Source organism: Alloscardovia sp. HMSC034E08 (assembly GCF_001813415.1).
GTDB lineage: Bacteria > Actinomycetota > Actinomycetes > Actinomycetales > Bifidobacteriaceae > Alloscardovia > Alloscardovia omnicolens.
On the sequence record NZ_KV812468.1, the window covers coordinates 1,025,631 to 1,051,683 of the forward strand.

The window sequence follows — 26,053 nt, forward strand, 5'->3', positions numbered from 1 at the left end:
CTATCTGAGCGTTTTGTCTTTCAACGATTATCCTCAAACAGGCAATAAAATATAAGATTTCACAAGCATCGCACAATTGAGCACAACTTTCGCCTGCTCTTTTTCCTAGTAACTCTCATCCCTACTTCACGATTGGTCGTGATGGAGCGGATACATCGATGGTTCCTGTAGCGGTTCCTTCGGCTTGTAGTTGCGCAATAATTGCCGTAACGATTTTCTGCTTTGTACTCATGGACGAAGCATTACCCCACACCACGGTATATCCTGAATCCAAAACGGTGGTAATAGAGTCTTGTGTTTTCGCTTCAGTAGAGGTTATATGTGAACGCAAATCTTTATCGAGAGCAGCCAAAACTTTAATGCTTTGCTGTACCGTTTCATTGCGTAAACCACTTTTTACTGTCGGCACATTAATAATCGGGATTCCTGCTTCAGCCTGCTTGACTGTTCGTAAACGTCTAGCTTGGGAATCAACCGGAACGTAGTTTTTCTTGTCTTCCGTATACAACAAAGCTGTAGGAGTTTCCTCGGTCAGCTTCACAATCAAACCATGCGGATACTCTTTTGTAACTTTTGCTGCAGCAATACCTGGAATATTATCGAGTTGTTGCTCAAGCTGCGATTCCGAGGTAGTAATAAGAGAACAATCAATAAGCGGATTCGTATATTTCTCAATTGTTGTGACCGACACCCACTTATTTACGCCAGAGATACGAACTGCCTGCGACCGAATCTTGAACCATGGCGAAAAAATAAGAGCCCATAGAATAAAAGACACGAGCGAAAAGCTCACTATTCCTATGCCTATGCGAATAAACCAATAACGGCGATGAGCTGCGCGTTGCTCTCTCTTACGCTCCTCAAAATCAATCTTTTTGGTACGTATGCGTAACTCATCTCGCGCATCGATACTCACATTCTCAGAAACCGCGCGATGTGCTGAAGAACTTAAGCTTGATGCACGAATAATACGTGGCTGACGTTTCGAATTCTTCGAGTTTTCAGAACTCACTGTTCAACCTCGCGCTCAGATAAGCGTTCTGCAATATTATCTGCCATCGTGGTAATAGAGCCTGCACCAACAGTAAAAATAACATCTCCTGACTGCGCTGAATCAGCCAGATACCGTGCTGCCTCATTCATATCATCAATAGCACGAATCTGAGTGTGAAGACCAACAGCAGCATCAGGAATAGTCTGAGATGAAATATCTGGCCAATCTTTCTCAAGCTCTCGAGCAGGGAAAATACCAGTAACAATTGCTTCATCGGCCTTAGCTAAAGCATGAGCAAACTGATTGGCAAAAAAATGAGTACGCGAGAACAGATGCGGCTGGAAAAGGACACGAATACGCTCATGTGGATAACGCACACGAGCAGCATCCATCAAAGCATTCACTTCAGTTGGATGATGAGCATAATCATCAACAACTGTTACACCCTGGATAACAGCCTTAATATCGAAACGGCGAGCCGCACCACGAAAATCATCAAGCGCACGCACCGCATCAAGAGGTTGCACTCCAGCCACAAGCGCTGCAATCAAAGCTGCCGTAGCATTGCGCACATTATGCTCGCCAGGAACACGGATATGAGCGTGAAGCATCTCTTCACCATAACGTTCCAACCATTGAATAGAAAAATCTTGTCCACCATCAAACGTGCTCTCATTATCCGTATGAATACGCACGACTTGCGCATACTGCAAACTCAGATTTGGATTAGTCGTGTAAACAATAGCACGCTTACGTTCCTGATCATTCAAAGAACGCACTACCTTAAGAGCACCCTCATCATCACCACAAGCAATAACATGCTGCTGAGCATGTTGCGCATGCTCAATAAAAGCATGAGCAAAAGCTTGAGCATCACCATAATGATCCAAATGGTCTGGTTCCACATTGGTAATAACAGCAAGACTTGGGCTATATTTCAGGAAGCTGCCATCAGATTCATCTGCCTCTGCTACAAAAATTGAGCCATGCCCAGCATGACCACCATCACGCAACCCCTCAGGCGTATGAATAGACCCACCAATCGCATAGCTCGGATCAGCTAAATCTGCGCGCCCGGCGCTAGCAAAAATCTGCGTAATCATGGCACTTGTCGTGGTTTTGCCATGCGCTCCCGCCACAGTAATAGAGGTCTTATGCGCCATCAAAGTAGCCAAAATATCAGACCTATGCATCACTAAGCTACCCTGTTCAAAAGCTCGCACAATCTCAGGGTTGTTAGGCTTAATTGCAGACGAATACACTACGATTGACGCACCATCCACATTCTGCGCCTCTTGCCCTTCGTAAATCGTGGCACCCAAAGATTCGAGCTTATCAGTTTTCGCATTGCGATGTGCATCGGAACCGCTCACAGATACACCCTCTTCGAGAAGCATTTCTGCCAGCACGCTCATGCCTGCTCCACCAATGCCAATAAAATGCACGTGCTCCCATTTCGTAATATCGACCTGGGAATAGTCAATTGGCTGATGGGTTGGGTCTAATACAATCTGTTTCATTATTTCGCCTCTGCTGTTTTCGCCTCTGATACTTTTGATACTGCTGCTTGTGCTAAGTCAAGAATAATGCGTGCCATCTTTTCTGCCGCATCTCTCCTGCCATACTCCCACGCCACAGCGCTCATCTCGGAAAGCTTTGTTTCATCCGTAATTAACGGCACTACGTGCTCTTTAATCCAGTCAGCAGTAAAATCATCATCATGAACAATCATGCCGCCGCCAGCATTAACAACAGGTTGAGCATTAAAAACTTGTTCTCCGTTGCCTATCGCAAGAGGCACATAGACTGCTGGCACGCCTAATGCAGTAAGCTCAGCTACTGTTCCAGCACCTGAACGGCATAAGACGAGATCTGCTGCTGCCATAACCGCATCCATATTTTCCCAATATTCAGCAATATGGTAATCGCCTGCTCCAGTATGCGCAGAATCTTCAGAAGTACCAAGACTGCTCAGAGCCTGCTCCCCTGCCAAGGTAGATACCACAGCACGCACAGAAGCACTCTTGCCTTTGCCCGTTAAATGAACAATCTGAGCGCAAGCTAAAAGCTCTCTACACGCATTAGCAACAGCTGTGTTGACGTTCACAGCTCCCAAAGAGCCACCTGTTATAGCAATAATAGGAATATCTGGATCTAAACCAATCTCAATAGCTGCCTGACGTTTAGCTTCTTCGCGATTTTTACGCAATGCTTCAGCACGCTTGGCAATAACTGTGCGTAATGGCAAACCCACGCGCTCCATACGAGCATCAGTACCTCGCACGGATAAACCGCACTCATCATATGTGGTTCCCACAAAACTTGCCCACCGTGCTCCCAATTTATTCGCCATGCCTGCACGAGCGTTTTGTTCATGAATTACAATAGGCACACGCATAGCATGCGCTTGCACATACGCAGGAGCAGCAGCATAACCGCCCACGCCCACAACAACATCGGCATGACGGCGGGTAAAAATCTCTTTAACCATGCGCAATTGCTTCATAAAACGGACAGGAAAAGCAAAAGTAGATGGCTTCACAGAGCGCGGGAAAGGAACTTTATCAATCGTATCGAGTTCGTAACCTGCCTGCGGAACTAAGCGTGATTCCAATCCTTCTGCAGTTCCAATCACAGAAACTTGAGCCTGTGGATTTAATTGTTCAATACTGCGAGCAATACTGAGCAAAGGATTAACGTGTCCAGCGGTTCCGCCACCTGCTAAAACAATATGAAGAGTTTCCGATTGATTCATAGATTCCATTATGACGCGACCGCCCTACCCACGTCCTCGACTTGCACGCACATCTTCCTGTTCTCGCGCCATCTTGAAACAAACACCTGCCCCAGCTAAACACATAATCAGCGCAGAACCGCCAGAAGATATAAACGGTAACGGCAAACCCATAACAGGCAAAACGCCGAGCACAACAAAAATATTAATAAATGATTGAGCAGCGAACCATACTCCAAAGCAGAGTAATACCATTTGCATATACATATCCTGGTGACGCATCGACAGATTAATCAAAGACCAAGCCATCACCATAATGAGCACAATAACAACAAGCGCTCCAATAAAACCAATTTCTTCACCAATGATGGCAAAAATATAATCGTTATCTTGTGCAGGAAGATATGACTTTTCGCGCGAATTACCTAAGCCTATCCCTGTTATGCCACCGGTAGCTAAAGCGTAATCTCCATGCAATGCCTGGAAACAAATAGCTTTTGATTGTGCAGCTTCACGCGTGGAACAGCCTCCATAAGTCGCTTGAATACGTGCCCAACGATTGGCGCTACCTCGAACGAAAATCATGAAAAACAGGAAGGCAAAAAACGACCCAGCTATTGTCATATAACGCACAGGAAAACCTGCAACAAAGAAAGCAGATACACCAATAATCACCACAATCATGGCGGTACCTACGTCTTTGCCTAAAATAACCAGCCCCAAGGCTAAGACGAAAATAAGAGCAGGCCCCAGATACGGAATAACTTGTTTAATTCCTTTAAGAGGGGTCCTGTTTGCTTTTTTCATATTTAACAACGCAGCCGGTAGCCAAATGCACAAGGCGAACTTCAAGATTTCTGCTGGCTGAAAACGCAAAGGACCTACAACAATCCATCCTGCATTTCCACCTGCACTCGATCCCAAACCTGAAAGAGTTAAAGCTTGCAGACCAATAGCAATCCCCAAGAAGTACCTGCTGTTTTTTTCAATAATACTTGGCTTCACAACTTGCACAGCTATAAAAGCAGCGTAACCCAAAACAGCAAAAACACCTTGACGAGCAAGAGTTGCCCATATGGATTGATTAGTCCCCACGAGCTTGGCTGTGGAGCTAGAAAAAACCATCACTAAACCAATAACGGTCAAAAATACCGTCGAAGCGCCTAAAGCCCAGTAACTATATACTGGATTAAAAATCATGCGCCATCGGTCATACTGCGCCGGACTCGTATTATCTCCATGCTCTAAACGCGAGCCCACAGTAAAGAAACCAACAATACGGTCAATAATAGTATTCCATGCTCGAGTAGCTACTTGAACAGGATCGCGTTCAGCAGAAGGTTTACTTGAAGTTTGCCCTGAAGATTTCCCTGACGCTTGCCTTGCCCTCACCAATGTCGAAAACAGCGAAGACGAAGAAGAGGAGGAAGAAGAAGAAGACATACGCTTACTTGCCATAAGAGTTCACCCATTCGTGAGCATAATGAGCAAATTGGTCACCGCGATCTGCATATGAAACGAACTGATCCATAGAAGCGCAGGCAGGAGCCATGAGAACAACCATGCTCTGCCCTACTTGTTGCTTCTCCTGCTGGACTTCTTGCTTCGTTTGCTGCTTCGCTTCGTGCGCTTCCTGCGTTTGCTTACCCTGTTTCACTTCTTGCTGAGTTTTTTCTTGCGCTTTTTCTTGAGCTCTTTCTTGCGCATAGCGCGCCGCTGCTTGCACTGCTTGTTGCATAATAGGCTCATTGTCCAATGAATCAGGATCGATAACAGCTAGTGGAATCTGTGGAGCATACTGTGCAAAAGCATCAAGCATAGGTTTTTGATCGCGACCAATAATAACTGCTGCAGCCATAACATGATGCTGATTGCGCACCAGCTGACCAAACTCTGCGCCCTTTGCAAGACCTCCGGCAATCCATACTACGGATGCATCCCCATAACTGCTTAACGATGCAGCAGCTGCGTGAGCATTCGTTGCTTTAGAATCATCAACAAAACGAATATCCCCATGTGGCGTATCTGCAACAGCAACGGTTTGAATTCTATGACCGCTAGGAGCAAAAGCTTGGAGAGCTTCGAGTGCGTGCTCAACATCTACGCCCGCACCCACGCTTAAACATAGAGCGCATAAAGCGTCGGCAAGTAAGTGAGGATAAACACTGCCATCAGGTTCTGTTAAGTGTGTGAAAGAACTGACAGGAGCAAGTTTTTCTAGACCTTGAGTAGGAAGACTGCTGCGGTTAACAATCCAGCCGTTTTCTATACCCACTTGACCTTCACGTGGCTGCTTAAGCGTAAAACCAACGAGAGCACAGCTATCAACCTGACGATTAGCCCACGCGCGTTTAGCTAATTGAGTAACGCGCTCATCATCTGCATTGTAGACCATGACTAAACGTGTTCCGTTATAGACCTTAGCTTTATCGGCAGCATAATTATCGAAACCGCCGTGCCAATCCAAATGATCGTCAGCTAAGTTGGTTATTGCCGCGCAATCTAAGGTCACAGAGTCTGTGTAGTGCAGTTGGAAAGAACTCAGCTCGGCAACGATAGTATCGAGCTGATTGCTCGCTACTGCAGGAACGATAGGATTTCCGATATTTCCCACAGCCGCGCTTGCACGCCCTGCAGAGCGCATAATAGCTTCGGTCATTTCTGTGGTCGTTGTTTTACCGTTCGTTCCGGTAATGCCAATCCACTGCTGACCAGAGCGTTGAGCCTGCTCGGCCTGCTCATGTAAGCGCCATGCCAGCTCCACATCACTGATAACAGGAACCGAAGCATCCGTTGCCCGTACAATAAAATCAGTCGTAGGCTTAAATCCTGGCGAAGTAATTACGCAATCTATAGGCGTGTAATCAAAATCAGGGCTGCCAATCTGAGCTAAAGAATAATCTGCAGTTTTTTTATCGTCTGCAGTCAGCACTTTCTCTCCTTGTGCGCGCAGTACTTCTACAACACTGGCACCTGAAACTCCTAAACCTACTACTAAATACGTTTTCATACTTACCTTCATGCCTTAGCTGTTACGAAGAAAATTAGAGAAGCTTTAACGATTATGCGCGCATATAGTTGCGTTAGCTGTGCTGATTATATGCCTGAACGGATGACCCAATCCATATAGAAAATAACCAAAGCGATAATAACGCAGACCATTTCAATCATCCAGAAACGCACTACCACTTTATTCTCTGACCAGCCTTTAAGCTCGTAGTGATGATGGATAGGAGCCATCTTAAACACACGTTTATGGAAGACTTTGAAAGAGAAAATCTGAATAACATCGGATGCAGCTTCCCACACGAATAATCCGCCCAGAATAACTGCCAAAACCTCTGTATGCGTGGCAATAGACAGAGCAGCAAATAAACCGCCCAAAGCTAAAGAACCTGTATCTCCCATAAAAATCGTGGCTGGATTGGAATTAAACCATAAGAATCCAAAGCAGGCTGCTACTGCGCACAAAGCAATAATGGCAAGATCTTTCGGATCCTGCACAGTATAACTGTAGGATCTAGGAGCTGGAACGCGATGATAGCTTTGCCACATACTAATCAAAGCAAAACCAATAAAAGCAACCATAGAGCTACCTGAGGCAAGACCGTCTAAGCCGTCAGTCAAATTCGTAGCATTGGTCCATGCAGCAAGTAAGAAGTTTACCCACACAACGAACAAAATAGTGGAGAGCATAAAGCCCAAAGATTCAAAGTTAATAAAAGGTTTTTCAATAAAAGTAACACCTGAGTGGGCAGAAACCGTACCATCAGGAGCTTTCAGAGTAAGAGAAAGAATGGCATAAGCTGTGGCAAAAATAATCTGACCCGTAAACTTTGCCGGAATGCTTAAGCCTTCATTCTGCTTTTTTGCGACCTTGGCAAAATCATCAATAAAACCAAGAGCTCCCATGGAGAGCATAATAAACAAAACGAGTAAAGCGTTAAGAGAGAACGGGGTTCCGAAAGAAAAATAGCGATAGGCTGCTGAAGCCAACCACCCCAGAACAATAGCTAAGTTAATAGCAATACCACCCATAGTTGGGGTTCCGCGCTTAACGAGATGAGACTGAGGACCATCTTGACGAATATACTGTCCATAATGCAGTTTATGGATGACCTGAGTGACTATTGGCGTGCCCACAAAAGTGACAACCAAAGAGACTATAAGACCAATGAGTACGGCAATCATGTCGAGTTAACTCCCCTAATTCTGAGTGTCTAGCTACTTTTTACGTACACACGTGTACGTGCAGAATATGTGATGTGCTACTGGATCAATTCATTTATTCGCATCTGCGCAAGCGTGCTCTAACCATATATCAGCAAGCGTGCTTAAACCTGAAGCATGCGAACCTTTGAGCAAAACCACCGTATTCTCTGTATTGTTACCCTTCTCTGTGTTGTGACCCTCATGTGCAAGCTGAGAGACGCGTGCTTGAGCCTCTTGAGGACTGTTCACCACCATCACCTCAGCGATGTGCTGTGTCTGATCAATCTCTTCCTGCGCTCCCTGAGCAATGCAGCTAGCTAAATGCATAAGCGTGCCATCGCTTTGAGAACCCACAGCAATTACCACATCACTGATCTGTGCAGCGTACGCACCAATAGCGCGGTGTTTCTCATCCTCACTACTACCCAGCTCTAACATGGAACCAAGCACAGCAATTCTGCGTGTATTCGGCACGTCCGCTTGGTAATGACTTAATGCAGTTAAACCAGCATGCATAGAATCTGGATTAGCATTAAAAGAATCATCAATAAGAGTAAAAGATTTATTATCTATATTCACAGGCACGATATGCATGCGATGTGCACTAACTGTGGCTAATTGCGAAAGCACGCTTGCTGCAATATGTTCTGGAATATCCAGACTGTAAATAACGCTGAGTACTGCTAGAGCGTTGAAAACATTATGCTCACCGCTCATACCTAGGCGCAGGTCAAAGCTTGTGCCATCAGGCAGATGCACAGTAAATTTAGGGCGATTCGTGGAATCTGCAATCGTATCTGTTCCACGCAGAATAACGGAAGAAACCATACCCGATACGCTTGGTTTAGGCTGTTCATTCTCGCTGTGGCGGCTAAACCAAATAATGCTCGATGCCTTCGTCATGGATGCCATAGTGCGCACATACTCGTCGTCTGCATTGAGAACTGCAACGCCAGAGCTGCTTAAGGCACGTACAATTTCAGATTTTGCATCGCGAATTGCTTCTACGCTGCCAAATCCACCAAGATGAGCCACACCAACTTTAAGAACAATAGAAATATCTGGAGGTGCAATAGTGGTGAGGTATTCAATTTCCCCCACTGCTGAAGCTCCCATTTCTGCCACAAAGAAACGTGTTTTTTCATTAACTTTCAAAGCGGTAAGAGGCAACCCAATATCGTTATTAAAAGAGCCTTGAGGAGCAACTGTTGGAGCTAAACGCGAAAGAACCGCATGAAGCATATCTTTGGTGGTGGTTTTTCCTACCGAACCAGTAATACCAATAATAGTAAACTCGTTCAATCCTCGTGCAGCCAAAGCTTTACGCTTGCTAATATTCAAGCGAGCAATTTCTCCCAAAGCTTTAATCGTGTTCTGCACAATAATCTGAGCACACTGTGCGCCTTCAATTGCTCGATCAACAACGGCTAAAGTGCTACTTGGCAAATCAGCAACAAAATCATGACCATCTACATGTTCGCCTGCGATAGCAACGAAGATACTTGATTCTTGAACTTCACGTGAATCAGTTGTTACATGGTCAAACGCTTTATCGTCATTCTCTGGCACAATGTGAACTGTCTGACCATGGAGCACAAGCTGCCCCACATCATGAGCCAACAATTCGCTGATGCGTGTAGAAATCATGCTTACTCTGCTTTCATTTCTTGAGATAAGCGCAAAGCGCTTTTAATACTCGTCTTTTTTACACCTGCAGCCATAATCATAGTTACTGCAGTTGCAATGCTCTTATGCTGCTTTGCCACTTTTTCTCCCAGTGTTTCATTCACTAGAAGGCGTGCTTCTTCGGTGGTTTCTACGCACATCGTGGCATCGCTTATTTCAGCTCCATAAGTGTGCAAATTTTGCTCGGCTATTTTTTTGAGCTCAGTTTTCTTCTCCTCAGCTTGCTTGCGGTTAAGAAAAGCTCTGCGAGGTTCTATTTCAGGCACATTCAATGATTCATGAATGGTGTTGGTATATACATCAACGCTGACTTGTGTGAGAGCCAAAGATTCGAGCACTGCATCATCAATATGAATAATAACTGAGGTCGCTCCATCTTCAGCCATAATCGACAGCATGCGCTGAACATCTAAAGGAGAAAAAGGAGTGTGCAACCCTATGTTGCGATCGAGACTTATTCCTCCGCGCCCATCAATAACGCCCATAGGATTTCCAAGATAATGCAAAATATCGTGCAACTGCTCAATAACCGCGCCATCTCGGTCTCCTTGCACAGCAAAAATAGCCATAGCAGAAGCCGGATGACCTGCCATATCTGAGGCAATGCGTGCACGAGCATCGTTATTCAGCTGAGCAAAAAGCACAGGTATTTCTGTATTTGCGGGCAAAGCATGAGTTTTTACAGTCTCAGAGAAATCAGAGACCATAAAAACAATGGCGTATGCTCCACGTTTTGCAGCAGCATGTACGATGCGCTCATCGTATTGTGAAGTTGCACTAATATACAATGCACCTGGCGTGATGTCTTCTAAAGCATCAGCCACGGAGGTTAAAGTAACAGCATCGTGACGCGACCCTGCGGTAGCTATACCGTATCGACGTCGAATATCACCAATAGTGATGTGCTCTGTTATTGATTCACTTACGCTAGACATATCTATATCACATTACCACTGAGTACTACCATGTAATAGGAATAGCATCGGTGCGCGGTGCGGATGGCGCAATCTGGTACTTCTGAATAAGGAATTGTGCCACATTTTTAACCACAGGACCAGCAGTTGCAGCACCGTAGTACGCTCTAGCATCTTTAAGGAATACCGAAATAACAAACTGAGGATTATCCGCAGGCAAAGCCACAATATAGTCACCCACAATACTGGTAAGTCTACCGTCTTCTCCTAGAACTTCTGCAGTACCCGATTTACCAGCCATACGGTATCCATCAATCTCATAATCAGGAGATGCCTCAGCAACATTCTCCATCATATTAAGAACTGTGGCTGCTGTTTCACTCGATACCACACGTTCAGATTTTGTTACAGTTGGTGTTGTATCTTTACCTTGTGCATCTGTAGATTGTTCAATAAGACGCTGCCCCATATGCACTCCACCATTAGCAATGGCGGCAATAACGTTGGTCATCTGTAAAGCATTAACTGTATATCCCTGACCAAAAAGCACAGTCTGCTGAGTTCGAGTATCCCAATTCTTATAATTCGTGAGCAAACCATTGGACTCACCTGGGAAATTAATACCTGTGGGCTGACCTAAACCAAACTTTGTAATATAGTCATATCGCTTTTGCGCAGACAAATTATAAGCGGTCATAATAGTGCCGGTATTGTATGAGTGATACAAGATGCCTGCAAGAGTTAAATTCTCATCAGGATGAGGAAGAGCATTATGATACCTCTGTCCTTCATATTCCAAGGAATACGGCACAGTAAAATGATCTGTTGCCTTGTGCAGTCCTTCTTGAAGAACAGCGGAAGCAGTAATAATTTTTCCCGTAGAACCAGGGTCGAAGGTGGATTCCATGGCTATGGATCCCTTTGTTAATGCATCGGTGGAATTGGCAGCATACTGATTTGAATCTGCGATGGCAAGAATCTTACCTGTTTTTACTTCCTGAACCACACCAATACCCCATTGAGCCTTTTGGTCATCAACGCGGGCTTTGAGTACTTTATCGAGGTACCACTGTACATCTGCATCAATAGTGAGTTTTACCGTGCCACCAGGTGTTGCTACAGATTTCACTTCTTCGGTTCCGGGAATTTTTGCCGTACCATAAGCAGGATTTGTTTGCTGATAGTTTTCTACACCATCAACACCCTGCAAGGATGCATTTTGCATCGCTTCAACGCCGGCAACACCTTTATCTTGTTCGTTCACACCGCCTAAGATTGATCCGATAAGCGTAGGATTCGTATATACCCTCTGGCTAATGAGTTCTGCACCAACCACACCAGATAAATGTAGCTTATCGATTTTACGTTTTACGCTCGGAGTTACGCTTTTTGCTACAACCACATAACGTGTATTTCCAGCAATTTTACCGCCGAGCTCCTGCACGTTCTGGTGCAAAACAGGACCTAAAATACGTGCAACAGCAGATGCGCCTTTACCCGGAACATCCTTACCATCTATGCTGTGACACGAATTTTTACGACTTGCAACTTTGGCTTTATACTCTTCATCCGTCATAGAACGTGTGCGCGTAACAGTGCAGGATGTGGGAGTAAAATTTTTCGCCCCTACTTGATCCACATAAATCTTATATGCTTCCACGCTTTGAGCGAGAACTTCCCCATTCGTATCAACGATTGCACCGCGCATCGCCTGCACACGTGCAGTAACAGTGCGGGAGTTCTGAGCTTCTTGAGCAATCTCTGCTGCATCAATTATTTGCAGTCTAGCTAGCTGAACAACGCATGTAGCCAGCAAAAATGCCCATAAGACGATAATTACAATGGTGCGACGACGAATAGCATGCGCCACAGCGGTAGCATAGCGATTCTGCGAAGCATTTTTGACCATTACTGTGCATTCCCTAAATCAATAGTCATGCTGCTCGAGCCCTGTTGCATTCCCATATTGGTTGCTCGTTGTGGCAGCTGTGATTCTAGTTCATTTAGTTTAGCTCTATCTTGCTGTACATCTTGTTTGAGCTGCACCACAGTGTTTTGAGTTTCCGTAATACTATAAGCATTTTTAGTCATTTCTGTACGCAAAAATAGCGTTACTCCTAAGCTCATTACGAGAAAAACAATTGACGTCATCATCATAGCCATAGACCGTTGACGACTGTGATACACTGACTGCACTTGCTGCATAAAAGCAGATTGACGTAAGCGGTTCTCACGTGAACTCACACGCAGCTGTGGACGTTCTGGAGCTGCAGAGCGCGTGCCAGGACGGGTAGAACGCACCGTGGATTGACGTGATTGCGATGAACGAATGCTTCGTGCTTCAGCGGCTGCCATAGTGTTCCTTACTGTGAGAGTTACGACGGTTATTTGTGAAGTGTGATTGTTGCGCTGTTTTTGTTCCGCGCTTTGTCTGCTTTGAGCGATTGACGGCGCGTGAAGGCTCTTGTTCAAAAGCCCAAGCAGGAGGATTACGAGTTAGCTCTACTGCGCGCAAACGCACTGAAGCGGATCGAGAATTACGTTCTACTTCTGCTTTGTCGGCTTTCATAGCACCATGCGTTAAATCACGAAGATATGGCTGAGCTTCTGGAGGAATAACGGGCATATGGGGAGGGACATGTGCTACCAGACCACGCATAAAGAATTTCTTCACGCACATGTCTTCTAATGAATGGTAGGACTCCACTACTAATCGCCCTCCTACCGACAGAGCGCGTAAGGCTTGTGGTAGAGTTTGCGCAAGTTTCGTAAGCTCACCGTTGACTTCAATACGCAAGGCTTGGAAAACACGCTTCGCTGGATTTCCTGCTGGACGTTTTGCCTTGGGTACCACGCGATCAACTAATTCTGAAAGTTCAAAAGAGGTCTCAATTGCCTGCTGAGATTCACGCAATCTAATAATTTCTCGCACAATAGATCCGCTAAAGCGCTCTTGACCATACTCCTTAAAAATACGTACTAAATCAGCGTAATCATAGGTCGCTAAAATATCGGCAGCTGTTAGCTCTTGGGATGTATCCATACGCATATCTAACGGAGCGTTATGCGAGTAGGAGAAACCACGATCTGTTTCATCTATCTGTAAACTCGATAAGCCAAGATCCATAAATACAGCATCAACATGCGTAACGCCTGCACGCTCAAGAACATCCGAAAAATCATCAAAAGCTGCATGCGCCGGAGTAAAACGATTACTTAGCCCCAGCTTAGTAATACGCTCAGTAGCCAAGCTCAAAGCTTGTTCATCTCTATCAATGCCAATAACGCGAAGATTCGGAACTGCTTGCAGGAAGCCACTGGTATGACCTGCTAAGCCCAAAGTACAATCCACAACCACAGGAACATCACGTCCATCGGCGCGTGCCGAAGCCTCGGCATGTGCAGTAACAAGTTCAACACATTCGTCAAAAAGCACTGGCTTGTGAATAGCGCTCAGAGCACTTAAATTGTTCTGGCTAGAGTTGTGAGAATCTACCATGCAAAATCACCTACCGGAAGCACATCGTCAGCCATATTGCTGTAGTCATCTTCTTGATCAGCCAAATACTTCTCCCAATCTTCACGATTCCATAGTTCTGCACGAGTTCCCACGCCAATAAGCACAACGTCATCGCCTAAATTGGCATAAGAACGCAGCATCTGTGGCACCATTACTCGCCCCTGTTTGTCTGGTTCTAAATCCACAGCACCAGAGAGAAAAACACGCAAATAGTTGCGTGCAGCCTTATTACTCAATGAAATATGTTGAATTTGTTGAGCAATGCGACGGAATTCATCATTGGGAAGTATGTACACGCATCGTTCCTGACCTCGCGCCAACACGCAACCTTCTCCAAGCTGGCTGCGCATTTTAGCCGGAATAGCTACACGACCCTTCGCATCGATTTTTGGAGTGTACGTACCGAGCAGCAAATCTGGTAGAGGGAGATTTTTCCCTTCATTTTGCGTGTTCTGTGCTCCATTACCCATAGGCTCGCCAAACTCAGCAGAGCCGCCATGAGTAGCAAAAACATCGCCAACACCAGTATTTTCAGGCATTCTCCCCTCCTTTCAACCAGATAACCATCTTCAGGTATGCGAAAATACACTCACAATGTTCCCCACTTTACTCCACTTCTCTCCACTTTTCCCCACAAAACACAAAATTTTTAAGAATTTAAGGATTAATGAGGCTGTGCTGAATAAAAACTGAGGAGCAATTGAAAAAAGTCGATAAATATCCGCCCGTGGATACTGCTTATGATTAACTCGCACAAAATGCAAGAAAGAGAAGGAATAGCGAGAGAGAATGAGGCATTCGCTCGCTATGTATCATCTTGATGTAGAGCCTTTTGAGTATGCTTATAGGGCAGTTTTTGACTCTGTACACGAGTCAAGCCACTCGTACTCAACACAAGGAAATGCACGCGTGTCCGATTATTCAGAACAACTCCGCGAAGAACAATCCATGGTGGATGTAGCCTATGCCAGGCTCGATGAAATCCGCAAGCAAACTCAAGATCGATTAAGCGAGGTACGTTCACGAGGAGCGCATGGTTCACCTACACAGCGTTCTGAGCGTGACTCTTTTGCCACTATGTATGAAGATCGCTTATACCAGTTGCGTTTAGTGGAAGATAGGCTTGTTTTTGGGCGCATAGATACCGATGATGACACCCGTTTGCATATTGGTCGAATCGGTTTACAAAGCACTGATCATGAGGCCATTGTGGTGGACTGGCGCGCTGAAGCTGCACGTCCATTTTATGAGGCAACTCCTTTACACCGTGGCAATATTGCCATGCGTCGCCATATTACATTGAAGTTCCGTGATGTTATTGCTTTAGAAGACGAAGTCTTAAATATAGATTCAAGTCAAGTTTCACAAGCGTCTGCAAGCGGCACACTAACAGGTGAAGGTGCCTTGCTCGCTTCCCTTGCCACACGTCGCACAGGGAAAATGAGTGATATTGTAGCAACTATTCAAGGTGAGCAAGACCGCATTATCCGCAGTTCTGCCAAACGCCCTCTTGTTGTTCAGGGAGGACCAGGAACAGGTAAAACAGCAGTTGCTCTTCATCGTGCTGCTTATTTGCTATACACACATCGTTCTACTTTGCAACGTTCTGGTGTTTTAGTTGTTGGACCATCCCCTGCTTTTTTGCACTATATTGATCAGGTTTTACCATCATTGGGTGAAACTGGCGTTATTTCGCGTACTTTAGGAAATCTTCTACCAGGTATATCTACTGATGTAACTGATAATCCTTTTGCCGCCAGGCTTAAAGGCGATTGCCGCATGGCCGATGTTATTGCTCATGCAGTATCTATGCGCGTGCGTATTCCTTCACAGTTGCCAGTGTTGAAAATTAATGGTGTTCGTGTGCCAATTACCCGTGCAGATATTGAAGAAGCTCAAGGCAATGCTCATCGTTCGCGCCAACCGCATAATCTTGCACGCAATACTTTTGTAAAATCCATGATTTCTTTGTTAACGAATCGTTTTAAGGAACAGTTGGATTATGAGCCCGAATATTCTGAGGTTGAAAATGCGCATGAAACTATTCGCATGAGTGAATGCGTGAAGCGCACGCTGAATACCGCATGGCTGCCAATGAACGCACAATGGCTGATTAATGATTTATTCTCCAAGCCTCACCGCCTTAAGCAGTGTGCTCCATGGCTGACCGACACCGATATTGCAGCTTTGATTCGACCATCAGGTTCCGCTTTAACAGTATCGGATATTCCTTTACTTGATGAGGCCTACGAACTTTTGGGACCAGATCCACTCGAACAGCAAAAGGCGAATGCGCGTTCTTCAGCGCAGAGTGCTGAAGAACGCTATGTGAATGAGATGATGGATTCTTTCGGCCTGAAGAATTCTGGCATTTCAGCTCAAACGGTGCTTTCTCATATGAACAACTCTGATGATTCGAGTTTGGCAGAACGTGCTGGAGCAGACCGCGAATGGACGTATGGTCATATTGTGGTAGATGAAGCTCAAGAGCTTACTGCAATGGATTGGCGTATGCTGATGCGCCGCTGCCCTTCTCGTTCTTTTACGATTGTAGGCGATGTGGCACAAACCTCTGCTCTTGGTGGAACACACTCATGGAACCATATGCTCGACCGCATTTTCGGAGCTGATGGGTGGGATATGCATGAGCTTACCGTTGACTACCGTAATCCACAAGAAGTCTCTGATATTGCGGGACGTTTTGCTGCTTCTGAAGGACTATATATTTCTACTGTGTCAGCTGTACGTGCGGTAGACGATAGTGTAGTTATTAAAAAGTTGAGCGATATGCCTGCTGTTATCAGCTCCTCTATTTTCCATACTGTTGATTTACTCACTCAATATGTATCTAGTGATGGATCTGGTCGCGTTGCCCTTATTTGTGACGAGAGTGTGCGCGATGCTGTAGATAAACAGTTGCGTTTATCTCTGAAAAATACTGATGCTATTTCTGAGAATGAGTTTGATCGATTAACATCACAGCCTCGTTGGGATGCTCAAATTGGTGTTTATACACCTACTGAAGTCAAGGGCTTAGAATTTGATGCTGTGGTTCTTATGGAGCCAGGTTTGATTTCTGAAAATAGCCCATCGCGTTTAACTGCTGCTGCTGATTTATATGTGGCTATGACGCGACCAACTCAAAAATTAGTCATAGTTCAGACTCAAGAAGACACTGAGCGTATTTCTTTGTAAGGTAGTAGACATGACCAAAGCATTATTGTTAGAAAATATTCATCCATGCGCTGCTGATTTTCTGCGCAGCAAAGGAATTGACGTACAGACAGCTCAAGGAGCTTTAGACGAAGATGAACTTATTGCAGCTCTTGATGGTGTAGATTTACTTGGTATTCGTTCTAAAACGTCTGTTACAGCTCGAGTATTAGAAGCACATCCTCATCTTCGCGCAGTAGGTTGCTTCTCCATCGGCACAAACCAGGTTGATTTAAGCTATGCTGCACAGCATGGTATTGCCGTATTCAACGCACCTTACTCGAATACACGTTCTGTGGTGGAACTTATTATTTCCGACATTATTGCGCTGATGCGTCGAGTTCCTGAGCATACTTTATCTATTCGCGAGCATACCTGGGATAAAACTGCAAAGAAATCGCATGAAGTTCGTGGCAAGACTTTGGGCATTGTGGGTTACGGTAATATTGGATCTCAAGTATCCATTCTGGCTGAGGCTTTAGGTATGAATGTGGTCTTCTACGATGTAGAAGAAAAACTAGCTTTGGGCAATGCCACACGCATGAATTCCATGGAAGAATTGTTACGCATCTCTGATGCTGTAACAATTCATGTTGATGGACGTAAGGCTAATACAAACTTCTTTAACGAGCACTATTTTAGCTTAATGAAGCAAGATGCCGTGTTTATGAACCTCTCTCGCGGCTTTATTATTGATGTCAATGCATTGTATAACCATCTTAAGTCGGGACACTTGAGTGGAGCAGCTGTTGATGTATTCCCTACCGAGCCAAAAACGGTTGGCGATGAATTCTCTACTCCATTAACAGAGATTGCCAATGTTATTCTCACTCCTCATGTGGGTGGCTCTACATTGGAAGCTCAAGAAGCCATTGGCGAATTCGTTTCACACAAACTCTATGACTACTATACCGAAGGCAATACCTCTCTGTCGGTAAATATGCCACAACTTAATGTGGAGGCACGTAATTCACGCAAAACACGTGATGGTGAAGCCACAAGCACAAGTGAGAAGATTACACGTATTGCTCATCTGCACACCAATTTGCCAGGTATGCTCGCACAGCTTAACAATGCTTTGTCTGCTAAGAACCTCAATGTTGTTGCTCAATCTTTGGCAACTGAGGGCGATCTTGGTTACGTAGTAACAGATATTACTGGCACGCTGCATGACGAGGATATTGCTGCAGTAGAAGCAATTAACGGCACTGTGCGTGTACATATTATGTAAAATCTGTAGCACATTTCTCGCATCTTTGCGGCCTACATGCAATTGAGGTGTTTTGCTATCTACGTAGATAGCAAAACACCTCAATTTAAGTTAAATGCTACTATTCCTGCGAACGTGCTTTCTTTAAGGAATCTATAGCCTGCGAATAATCATCTAACGAGTTAAAATGCTGATACACAGATGCAAATCGCATATAAGCAACCTCATCAAGCTGACGCAGAGGTTCCAAAATAGCCAGACCAACTTCTTCAGCTTTTACTTCCGAAACTCCGCGCGAACGCAGGTCTCGTTCAACGCGAATTCCTAGGAGCTTGAGTTCCTCTTCATCAATAGGTCTTCCCTTGCAGGCTTTGCGTACACCCGATACTACTTTCTCTCGATTAAATGGTTCAGCATTCCCATCGCGCTTAACCACCATAAGCACCATTGATTCTTGGGTGGTAAAGCGTTTAGAACATACAATACATTCACGTCTGCGACGAATAGAATAACAATCCTCGCTTACACGCGTGTCTATAACTTTGGTCTCTTGACTTTGACAAAAAGGACAATGCATGCCTTAACAATAACAGAGACTAAGCCTCAGGTACAATAAGTGTTTGCCCAGCAGTCAATTGATCCGTATCTAAATGGTTTAATTTTTTAATATATTCCATTGCCTCATACACATCTCCTCCCCGTGGAGTGATATCTGCTGCGAAGTTCCACAAGGTATCGTGTGGTTGCACAGTGTAACTGACTGTGTGCACTACTTCATCTTGAGCTGTTGCAAAAGGTATGGTTATGCCCGCAAAACCAACAGCAAGAGCAATACCTAAAGCCCACACAACAATTTTTCCACGACGATTCAAACGTACGCTACCTAGCCCTATACCCTGACTACGTACTGATGTTGTATTCATCTCAATCCCTTTCGAACATTTGTTCTATCGAACGCATGTTCTAATAGTCGCACATATGTTCGACAAATTCAAGATGATTTTCGAACATCCGTTTGATTTTACGGAATTTTCACGATAGAGTGGACATTACATACGGAAGGACACTTATGACTACCACTGCCCTGCATGCTTTTTCTAGTGATTCAGATGCGCAACGCGCAGCCGACTTAGGCGTGAAATCTGCACGTCAATTTCAAGTCTATGAGGCTATTCGCGTTCATGTTGCAGAGCACGGTTTTGCGCCAACATTGCGAGAGATTGGTGAATTGGTTGGTCTTAAGAGTCCTTCATCGGTTAAGCATCAACTGCACAGTTTAGAAGAATTAGGACTTCTGCGCATTAACGCCGGTAAAGGGCGTGCAATAGAGCTTATTGAACCTGAGTCTTCTTCTACGTCCCCAGACGCTACTACCACTGAGCAGGAAGATCAGAAGAATAATGTACCGACTGCAAAAGCTACTGTTTATCCATTCCCACAGCGCATTGCATCTAGTGAAGATATCAGCGATTCTATTGCTCAATCACACGATATTCCTTTAGTCGGTCGTATTGCAGCAGGCTCACCTATTACCGCCGAACAACATGTAGACGATGTTATGCGCTTACCGCAACGTCTTACCGGCGAAGGAAATCTTTTTATGCTGGAAGTTCACGGTGACTCAATGATAGACGCTGCTATTTGCGATGGTGACTTTGTTGTTGTGCGCGAACAATCCACAGCGAATAACGGAGATATTGTGGCTGCTTTGCTCGACGACGAAGCCACGGTTAAAACTTTCCGTAAAGATAACGGTCACGTATGGCTTATGCCTCATAATCCCGCCTTCTCTCCTATTGATGGCACCCATGCCACCATTATGGGTAAAGTCGTAACGGTTTTGAGAAAAATCTAGTCTTCTTCGTCGTTAACGTACAGTACGAAGAATGCAAAATGCTCTCCCGAAGGAGAGCATTTTGCATATCTGAAAGTATCAGTTATTAGAAACCGAACTCAGCAGCTGTTGCACGCAATGTCTCAGCAGAGCGAGTCAAAGCAGCAAGCTCAACATCATTCAATGGGGTGTTCAAACGAGTATTCACACCTTCACGGTTCAAAACGCTTGGCACAGACATGCACACGTCAGAAATACCGTGGAAGTTATCCAACAAAGAAGATACTGGAAGAATACGGTTAGAATCCTTCAAAATAGATTCTACGATGTCTACAGCAGACATACCGATAGCGTAGTTAGTTGCACCCTTACCATCGATAATCTTATATGCTGCGTTCTTCACGTCCTGGTGAATTTGTTCACGAACTTCTGCAGTCAAAGGAGCATGGCCTTCAAGTTCTTTCCACTCGAGCATCGGTACGCCACCGATAGTTGCGGACGACCACAATGCTACTTCGGAATCACCGTGTTCACCAGCAATATAGGCGTGAACGTTCTTTACGTTTACACCAGTCTGCTCTGCAATCAAGAAACGCAAACGAGCAGAATCCAAGTTAGTACCAGAACCGAACATCTGGTTTGCTGGAAGACCAGAAAGCTTCAAAGCAACCTGAGTTACAACATCTACTGGGTTGGTGACGAGAATGTAGATTGCATTAGGAGCCACCTTAACCAAGTTAGGAATGATGGACTTCATAATGTTGATGGTAGCGCCTGCAAGTTCAAGACGAGTCTGTCCTGGCTGCTGACGAGCACCAGCAGTAATAACAACTACATCCGCATCGCGGCAGATCTCTGGATCATCAGAACCGCTAATAGAAACGGTTGGATAGAAGCTAGAACCGTGCTGCATATCGAGAACTTCAGCTTCCACCTTTTTGAGGTTAAGGTCTTCAAGCACGATTTCACGTGCAATACCACGCTGAGCTGCTGCGAATGCAATTGTGGAACCAACAGCACCTGCACCGACGATAGCAAGTTTAGTTGGCTTAACTGGCGAAACTGCCATTACTAACCCTTCTTTCATTATTTTTTCATGATGGATTATGTGTATTCCATACGAAAGCTTCATTACTTAGATTAGCGATAGCTCTCTACGAAAAACAGTTTTTTCTTTGCTCTTGTGACTGATATCACTAAAGCTCAGAAATACCGTGTTGCGCATGTGCGGCAAGTAAAGCAGCAGCTAAAACGTTATCTACTTCGCACACGATATATGTTCCCTCATTGCGATACTCAATCTCGTGAACTATGCCATTTTCTCGAGCTTGAAAGATTAATTGTCCCTGATTATACGGTATGACTGCTTCTACACGAACACTTGGGGTAGGAAGCAAAGACTCCACATAATTATTGAGTTCTTCTATGCCGTCACTGCTTGCAGCAGATACAAAGAAAGCTTCAGGAGCTAACTGACGTAAACGTTCTAAAGCAGCGTCATCAATTAAATCAATCTTATTAAAAACAATAACCGTAGGCATGCCTGCTATAGAATCAATATCTTCTAAAACATCATTGACGGCATCGATTTGCGAGAACGGATCAGGATGAGAAGCATCAACAACATGCACAATAACATCCGACTGAGCAACCTCTTCAAGCGTTGATTTAAAAGCCTCAACAAGCTGAGTAGGTAATTTGCGCACGAAGCCAACAGTATCCACATACGTAAAGTTTCGCCCTTGAGCTGTTTGTGCACCGCGCACAGCAGTATCCAAAGTGGCAAACAGAGCGTTTTCTACGAGCTCGCTTGAACCAGTTAAACGGTTAATCAGTGACGATTTACCTGCATTCGTATACCCCACAACTGCTACTGAAGGCAAACCAAAACGACGACGAGAGCCACGTTTGACTTCACGAGCAGGAGCCATCTGTTCGATTTGTTTACGTAGCTTCGCCATTCGCGTGCGAATAACTCGACGATCCATTTCGATTTTTGTTTCACCAGGACCGCGCGAACCGATACCGCCAGCTTGTCCAGCAGCCTGACCACCAGCCTGACGAGACAGCGAGCCACCCCAACCGCGCAAACGTGGAAGCATGTATTCCATTTGAGCGAGTTCAACCTGAGCTTTTCCCTCACGACTGGTTGCGTGTTGAGCGAAAATATCGAGGATAACAGCGGTACGATCAACTACGTGCACTTTCGTTACATCTTCTAAAGCGCGACGCTGGCTTGGAGGAAGATCAGCATCCACAATTATCGTATCTGACTGTGTAGCAGCAACAATTCCAGCTACTTCGTTTGCTTTACCTGAACCGATGTATGTAGCTTTATCTGGACGTGAACGATGTTGCAGTACGCCATCAACGACGTCTGCACCTGCTGTTCGCGCTAGAGCAGCCAACTCGCGTAGTGATTCCTCAGCTTGTGCCAAGGTAGTTTCTCGGTTCGACCACACTCCCACGAGCACAACACGTTCCAAGCGAACCTTACGATATTCAACCTCAGTAATATCTTCTAGCTCACCGAGACCTGTTACGTGACGAAGTTTGTTACGCCCTTCGCGCTCTTCCCAAATTTGTTCGCCTGACAGTCCTTGAACTTCACGCGCAGCTTCATCGACACGATGTTGGTCGAGCAGAACTTCAGAGTGTTCCCCTAAGAAAGAAGTGGGTTCTAAGACCTTGTCTTCCATAAATCCTTTCCGTTACAACGCACACCTACTCCCTCTATAATAAAGCCACCCGTATCACAAGAATACGAGTGGCTTAGCTGAGGGAATAATGCAAGAAACTATGCAGTAATTTTCTTATGCGTACACATGTAAACAATGAAGCCAATAACGACTACTGCGCCAGCACATAAGAACAACGTTGACATATTTGCTGCTACAGAGCCGTTAGCGATCAAACCTACATGAGACAAGGCATTCGACCCCATAAGAGTACCCAAAATCGCAATACCAATCGACGCTGTGGTGTTCATAAACAGATCGTTCATACCCACACCACGACCGGACTCATCTTGCGTAAGAGTTCCCAAAACGAGGGAAACGACTGGAGAATACAGCATACCTGCGCCTCCGTAGTACAAGCAGGCAGAAGCAGTCAGAGCCAAAGGTCCCATCGCCAAAACAAAAGCGCCGATAATAAAGCCTGAAGCCATCAAAATGCATGCAGTAATCATCGTGGCGTGACGTCCAATTTTTCCAACAATCCAGCCGGAACTTGTGCCCACAATTGCAGCAACAATAAATGCCCACACAATGTAATGAGAGGCTGTGCTGGTATCCATCTTATATACTCCTGCTGCCACATTGTTGAACATTGGTGAGTAGAAGTAATTTGGGAAGTAGAACAGCAAAATATAGCCTGTAGCAATCAACCAATTTGTATTCTTAAAGAACTCTGGTGTAGCAAAAGGATGGCTAGCCTTATTAATATACACAGCAAAAATAAGGAAAGCAGCAATAGCAGCGACCATATACCACCACTTCATATCAGAGAAGAAGAGAGCTAAGAAGGCTGCACCTAATCCGAAAATAACAAAGCCCCACGCATCAACTTTCTCTCCCGTGCCGGATGCGTCAGGAAGATTCTTCAGCAAAATTGGCAGGAGCAAGATGGTAACAGTTGGAATCAGGAAGAGATAGGACCAGTGAATGGAGCTAAAGAAACCGGCCGCAAAAACGCCGATAGCTGCAGAGAACTGATAACCAGCAGTAAACAGACCAAAGAAAACAACCTTTAACGATGGCTTGAGATATTTGGTTGCTACAACAAGGAATGCAGAACCCGCAACCTGTTCACCTGCGGTTTGCAAGACGCGAGCAAAAATAACAATCCACACATTAGGATGGAAGAAGTATCCAGCAACAAAGCCGAAAACCGAACCAATAAAAAGCGTAACAATACCAATGGTTACGAGCTTTCTCAAAGAAACAAAGTCACCCAAAGAACCATAGACGAAGCACACAATCCCCAGAACAATACCTGGAATTGCTGTAATCATAGATGCTTGACTTCCAGCACCCACAGCCTGTCCAACCTGTTCGAAAACGAGGTTAAATCCTTGCAAGCACAAAGTTCCCAAAATAAAAGTAATCAACAGAGGAATCAAAGCAGTAACAGCCTGCTCGCTCGTCATAGCGGGAGATTTCTTCTCCACAAATGCATTCGAAAGTGCCATAATCTTCTCTCCTACTCCTTAATGTTCTGCAACCAGAGTGCCAATTCGCGTCATCAGTTCATGAACGAAACGCTCAACATCCACCCCCACAGCAACCTTCATGGTTTTAACTGGATCGTTCAAACGCGTTTCATCACCAATAGTGCGACCGCGTGTAGCACCCTCAACATCTACCTTCATATTGATGTCGATCAAAGTAACCAAGCTCGGATCAATAGCAACAGCCACAGCCAAAGGATCATGCAAACCACAGCCACCCAAATGTGGAGATGTAGTTTCATAAGCTTTAATGTAATAATCAACCATATCCGCGTAAAATTTACCGGAATCTGTGCCGATATCGCGCCACTTTTGCGTATCTTCATAACGCAGCAAGGTCTGAAGTGTCACATCCAAGCCAATCATCGTTACTGGAGCACCAGAGCGGAATAAAATATTGGCAGCTTCAGGATCTTGCGAAATATTTGCCTCAGTCCATGCATTCACATTGCCTGGAACAGTAAGAGCTCCACCCATAATCACGATATTGCCAATTTCATCGATAATACTCGGGTCTTTTTCTATTGCCGCAGCAATATTCGTATCAGGCCCTGTTGGTACGTAGACTAAATCTTTGCCATACTTGTGCACAGATTCAATAATGAAATCCACAGCATCTTGCTGCTCAATGTGACGTGGAGAATCTGGAATGTCAACATCTCCAATGCCATTCTTTCCGTGAATAAATGCCGAGATGTCGAGGACTTCGAAAGATTCTGTGGAGCGCGAGTGATCAATACCGCGGAATACAGGAACTTCTGGATGCCCTAAAATATCGGTGATAGCTAAAGCATTACGGGTTCCTCGATCCATAAGTACATTGCCATAGGTTCCGGTAATACCGATAAGTTCCACTTCTGGACTTGCCAATGCGTAGGCAATCGCCATAGCATCGTCCACACCGGTATCGAGATCCAAAATCATCTTCTGAGACATAATATCGCCTTTCGGTTCTGCCGAGTATCCGATCAACGGCGAGTTTGCTGGCACTGCGAGATTTCATGGCGGGACTTGATATTCCCTTCATGTCGTTCTTTATGCGTCACGATAATTGTTCATCACCGTTCATCACCGCATCCATGCCGAACGAGCTTCACGCGCATCTCGTATGTGTCGCTGTGCAGGCCCTCCATCGATAAACCTACTCGCAACGCTCCCCATCTTTGGTTAAGCGTTTAATCAATCGGATAAGTGTATAGCATAGCACGTTTTTTGATAGGTGGGGACACGTGTCGGGATACAGGTGACGAATGCAGGTGGTCAATACAGAGCCAAATGCAGGAGCCACATTCTACTTAAGCGATTAATACATCCGATATGCCAGTTTTGATGCACAAAAATGGCTTCATACGTGGCATAGCAGGTGCATTAATCGCTTAAGTTGCCCCTGAGCACAACAACTCAATCCAAACGCGAAATACGTGCTCCGCTTATCATCGCCTAAACCCTATTATGTTCTCTCACAGCTCTTCGCATAACGATATTTCGCCCGGATTTTGTACAAT

General features: G+C 45.1%; 21 protein-coding genes. 3 read left to right on the top strand and 18 right to left on the bottom strand.

Annotated elements, in window-relative coordinates:
* Positions 1 to 121: 121 nt before the first annotated feature.
* The 12 genes from HMPREF2909_RS06055 to mraZ all read right to left on the bottom strand — a co-directional run bounded on the left by HMPREF2909_RS06055 (position 122) and on the right by mraZ (position 14,530).
* Positions 122 to 1,012, bottom strand: coding sequence for a cell division protein FtsQ/DivIB (locus HMPREF2909_RS06055; RefSeq protein ID WP_049188526.1), 891 nt, complete (start codon positions 1,010 to 1,012; stop codon positions 122 to 124).
* On the bottom strand, positions 1,009 to 2,514 hold the full coding sequence (gene murC, locus HMPREF2909_RS06060; RefSeq protein ID WP_071415596.1) for a UDP-N-acetylmuramate--L-alanine ligase: 1,506 nt from the start codon (positions 2,512 to 2,514) through the stop codon (positions 1,009 to 1,011). Before murC ends, HMPREF2909_RS06055 begins: the two co-directional genes overlap by 4 nt.
* On the bottom strand, positions 2,514 to 3,749 hold the full coding sequence (locus tag HMPREF2909_RS06065) for a UDP-N-acetylglucosamine--N-acetylmuramyl-(pentapeptide) pyrophosphoryl-undecaprenol N-acetylglucosamine transferase (protein ID WP_071415999.1): 1,236 nt from the start codon (positions 3,747 to 3,749) through the stop codon (positions 2,514 to 2,516). The genes murC and HMPREF2909_RS06065 overlap by 1 nt, the downstream gene beginning before the upstream one ends.
* A gap of 24 nt (positions 3,750 to 3,773) precedes the next feature.
* Positions 3,774 to 5,186 (bottom strand): FtsW/RodA/SpoVE family cell cycle protein, encoded by a 1,413-nt coding sequence (locus HMPREF2909_RS06070; protein ID WP_084797282.1) that lies wholly within the window; start codon positions 5,184 to 5,186, stop codon positions 3,774 to 3,776.
* Positions 5,176 to 6,738 (bottom strand): UDP-N-acetylmuramoyl-L-alanine--D-glutamate ligase, encoded by a 1,563-nt coding sequence (gene murD / locus HMPREF2909_RS06075; protein WP_071415597.1) that lies wholly within the window; start codon positions 6,736 to 6,738, stop codon positions 5,176 to 5,178. The genes HMPREF2909_RS06070 and murD overlap by 11 nt, the downstream gene beginning before the upstream one ends.
* A gap of 86 nt (positions 6,739 to 6,824) precedes the next feature.
* The gene (gene mraY, locus HMPREF2909_RS06080) at positions 6,825 to 7,919 is read right to left on the bottom strand and encodes a phospho-N-acetylmuramoyl-pentapeptide-transferase (RefSeq protein WP_071415598.1); all 1,095 of its coding nucleotides are present in this window, start codon (positions 7,917 to 7,919) and stop codon (positions 6,825 to 6,827) included.
* A gap of 90 nt (positions 7,920 to 8,009) precedes the next feature.
* The gene (locus tag HMPREF2909_RS06085; protein WP_071415599.1) at positions 8,010 to 9,587 is read right to left on the bottom strand and encodes a UDP-N-acetylmuramoyl-tripeptide--D-alanyl-D-alanine ligase; all 1,578 of its coding nucleotides are present in this window, start codon (positions 9,585 to 9,587) and stop codon (positions 8,010 to 8,012) included.
* 2 nt (positions 9,588 to 9,589) lie between these two features.
* Entirely contained in the window at positions 9,590 to 10,561 is a 972-nt protein-coding gene (locus tag HMPREF2909_RS06090; protein ID WP_071415600.1) for a hypothetical protein, read from the bottom strand.
* Positions 10,562 to 10,586: 25 nt separating this feature from the next.
* A complete protein-coding gene (locus HMPREF2909_RS06095; RefSeq protein ID WP_071415601.1) occupies positions 10,587 to 12,449 on the bottom strand; it encodes a peptidoglycan D,D-transpeptidase FtsI family protein in 1,863 nt (620 codons plus the stop codon).
* On the bottom strand, positions 12,449 to 12,895 hold the full coding sequence (locus HMPREF2909_RS06100) for a hypothetical protein (protein WP_071415602.1): 447 nt from the start codon (positions 12,893 to 12,895) through the stop codon (positions 12,449 to 12,451). Before HMPREF2909_RS06100 ends, HMPREF2909_RS06095 begins: the two co-directional genes overlap by 1 nt.
* Positions 12,882 to 14,039, bottom strand: a complete 1,158-nt coding sequence (gene rsmH / locus HMPREF2909_RS06105; protein ID WP_071415603.1) for a 16S rRNA (cytosine(1402)-N(4))-methyltransferase RsmH — start codon at positions 14,037 to 14,039, stop codon at positions 12,882 to 12,884. Before rsmH ends, HMPREF2909_RS06100 begins: the two co-directional genes overlap by 14 nt.
* Positions 14,033 to 14,530, bottom strand: a complete 498-nt coding sequence (mraZ, locus tag HMPREF2909_RS06110) for a division/cell wall cluster transcriptional repressor MraZ (RefSeq protein ID WP_026472494.1) — start codon at positions 14,528 to 14,530, stop codon at positions 14,033 to 14,035. The genes rsmH and mraZ overlap by 7 nt, the downstream gene beginning before the upstream one ends.
* 439 nt (positions 14,531 to 14,969) lie before the next feature.
* On the opposite strand from mraZ, the gene HMPREF2909_RS06115 reads away from it, so the two are divergent.
* Together HMPREF2909_RS06115 and serA are read left to right on the top strand one after the other, a co-directional pair.
* The gene (locus HMPREF2909_RS06115) at positions 14,970 to 17,255 is read left to right on the top strand and encodes a HelD family protein (RefSeq protein ID WP_071416001.1); all 2,286 of its coding nucleotides are present in this window, start codon (positions 14,970 to 14,972) and stop codon (positions 17,253 to 17,255) included.
* Between the two features lie 10 nt (positions 17,256 to 17,265).
* Positions 17,266 to 18,504 (top strand): phosphoglycerate dehydrogenase, encoded by a 1,239-nt coding sequence (gene serA / locus HMPREF2909_RS06120; protein ID WP_071415604.1) that lies wholly within the window; start codon positions 17,266 to 17,268, stop codon positions 18,502 to 18,504.
* A gap of 100 nt (positions 18,505 to 18,604) precedes the next feature.
* On the opposite strand, the gene nrdR is transcribed toward serA, so the two are convergent.
* Positions 18,605 to 19,060: a transcriptional regulator NrdR gene (nrdR, locus tag HMPREF2909_RS06125; protein ID WP_071415605.1), complete on the bottom strand. Its 456-nt coding sequence runs from the start codon at positions 19,058 to 19,060 to the stop codon at positions 18,605 to 18,607.
* 19 nt (positions 19,061 to 19,079) lie between these two features.
* Positions 19,080 to 19,406, bottom strand: coding sequence for a LysM peptidoglycan-binding domain-containing protein (locus HMPREF2909_RS06130; protein WP_071415606.1), 327 nt, complete (start codon positions 19,404 to 19,406; stop codon positions 19,080 to 19,082).
* A 146-nt stretch (positions 19,407 to 19,552) separates the two neighbouring features.
* Here HMPREF2909_RS06130 and lexA point away from each other — a divergent pair, with 146 nt between their 5' ends.
* Complete coding sequence (gene lexA, locus HMPREF2909_RS06135) at positions 19,553 to 20,338, top strand: transcriptional repressor LexA (RefSeq protein WP_071415607.1); 786 nt, start codon at positions 19,553 to 19,555, stop codon at positions 20,336 to 20,338.
* 85 nt (positions 20,339 to 20,423) lie between these two features.
* On the opposite strand, the gene HMPREF2909_RS06140 is transcribed toward lexA, so the two are convergent.
* From HMPREF2909_RS06140 to HMPREF2909_RS06155, 4 genes are all read right to left on the bottom strand, one after another.
* The gene (locus HMPREF2909_RS06140) at positions 20,424 to 21,386 is read right to left on the bottom strand and encodes an L-lactate dehydrogenase (protein WP_022856371.1); all 963 of its coding nucleotides are present in this window, start codon (positions 21,384 to 21,386) and stop codon (positions 20,424 to 20,426) included.
* A 127-nt stretch (positions 21,387 to 21,513) separates the two neighbouring features.
* Positions 21,514 to 23,016 (bottom strand): GTPase HflX, encoded by a 1,503-nt coding sequence (gene hflX / locus HMPREF2909_RS06145; protein WP_071415608.1) that lies wholly within the window; start codon positions 23,014 to 23,016, stop codon positions 21,514 to 21,516.
* Positions 23,017 to 23,114: 98 nt separating this feature from the next.
* Entirely contained in the window at positions 23,115 to 24,509 is a 1,395-nt protein-coding gene (locus tag HMPREF2909_RS06150; RefSeq protein ID WP_071415609.1) for an MFS transporter, read from the bottom strand.
* A gap of 18 nt (positions 24,510 to 24,527) precedes the next feature.
* Positions 24,528 to 25,484 (bottom strand): nucleoside hydrolase, encoded by a 957-nt coding sequence (locus tag HMPREF2909_RS06155; protein ID WP_071416002.1) that lies wholly within the window; start codon positions 25,482 to 25,484, stop codon positions 24,528 to 24,530.
* Positions 25,485 to 26,053: the final 569 nt, after the last annotated feature.

Coding starts and splice junctions, on each gene's coding strand:
- HMPREF2909_RS06085 (WP_071415599.1), bottom strand. CDS start 9,587: ATGATTTCTACACGCATCAGCGAATTGTTGGCTCATGATGTGGGGCAG.
- HMPREF2909_RS06095 (WP_071415601.1), bottom strand. CDS start 12,449: ATGGTCAAAAATGCTTCGCAGAATCGCTATGCTACCGCTGTGGCGCAT.
- HMPREF2909_RS06100 (WP_071415602.1), bottom strand. CDS start 12,895: ATGGCAGCCGCTGAAGCACGAAGCATTCGTTCATCGCAATCACGTCAA.
- hflX (WP_071415608.1), bottom strand. CDS start 23,016: ATGGAAGACAAGGTCTTAGAACCCACTTCTTTCTTAGGGGAACACTCT.
- HMPREF2909_RS06140 (WP_022856371.1), bottom strand. CDS start 21,386: ATGGCAGTTTCGCCAGTTAAGCCAACTAAACTTGCTATCGTCGGTGCA.
- rsmH (WP_071415603.1), bottom strand. CDS start 14,039: ATGGTAGATTCTCACAACTCTAGCCAGAACAATTTAAGTGCTCTGAGC.
- HMPREF2909_RS06130 (WP_071415606.1), bottom strand. CDS start 19,406: ATGAATACAACATCAGTACGTAGTCAGGGTATAGGGCTAGGTAGCGTA.
- HMPREF2909_RS06090 (WP_071415600.1), bottom strand. CDS start 10,561: ATGTCTAGCGTAAGTGAATCAATAACAGAGCACATCACTATTGGTGAT.
- murC (WP_071415596.1), bottom strand. CDS start 2,514: ATGAAACAGATTGTATTAGACCCAACCCATCAGCCAATTGACTATTCC.
- nrdR (WP_071415605.1), bottom strand. CDS start 19,060: ATGCATTGTCCTTTTTGTCAAAGTCAAGAGACCAAAGTTATAGACACG.
- HMPREF2909_RS06150 (WP_071415609.1), bottom strand. CDS start 24,509: ATGGCACTTTCGAATGCATTTGTGGAGAAGAAATCTCCCGCTATGACG.
- mraZ (WP_026472494.1), bottom strand. CDS start 14,530: ATGGGTAATGGAGCACAGAACACGCAAAATGAAGGGAAAAATCTCCCT.
- HMPREF2909_RS06065 (WP_071415999.1), bottom strand. CDS start 3,749: ATGAATCAATCGGAAACTCTTCATATTGTTTTAGCAGGTGGCGGAACC.
- HMPREF2909_RS06155 (WP_071416002.1), bottom strand. CDS start 25,484: ATGTCTCAGAAGATGATTTTGGATCTCGATACCGGTGTGGACGATGCT.
- HMPREF2909_RS06070 (WP_084797282.1), bottom strand. CDS start 5,186: ATGGCAAGTAAGCGTATGTCTTCTTCTTCTTCCTCCTCTTCTTCGTCT.
- mraY (WP_071415598.1), bottom strand. CDS start 7,919: ATGATTGCCGTACTCATTGGTCTTATAGTCTCTTTGGTTGTCACTTTT.
- lexA (WP_071415607.1), top strand. CDS start 19,553: ATGACTACCACTGCCCTGCATGCTTTTTCTAGTGATTCAGATGCGCAA.
- serA (WP_071415604.1), top strand. CDS start 17,266: ATGACCAAAGCATTATTGTTAGAAAATATTCATCCATGCGCTGCTGAT.
- murD (WP_071415597.1), bottom strand. CDS start 6,738: ATGAAAACGTATTTAGTAGTAGGTTTAGGAGTTTCAGGTGCCAGTGTT.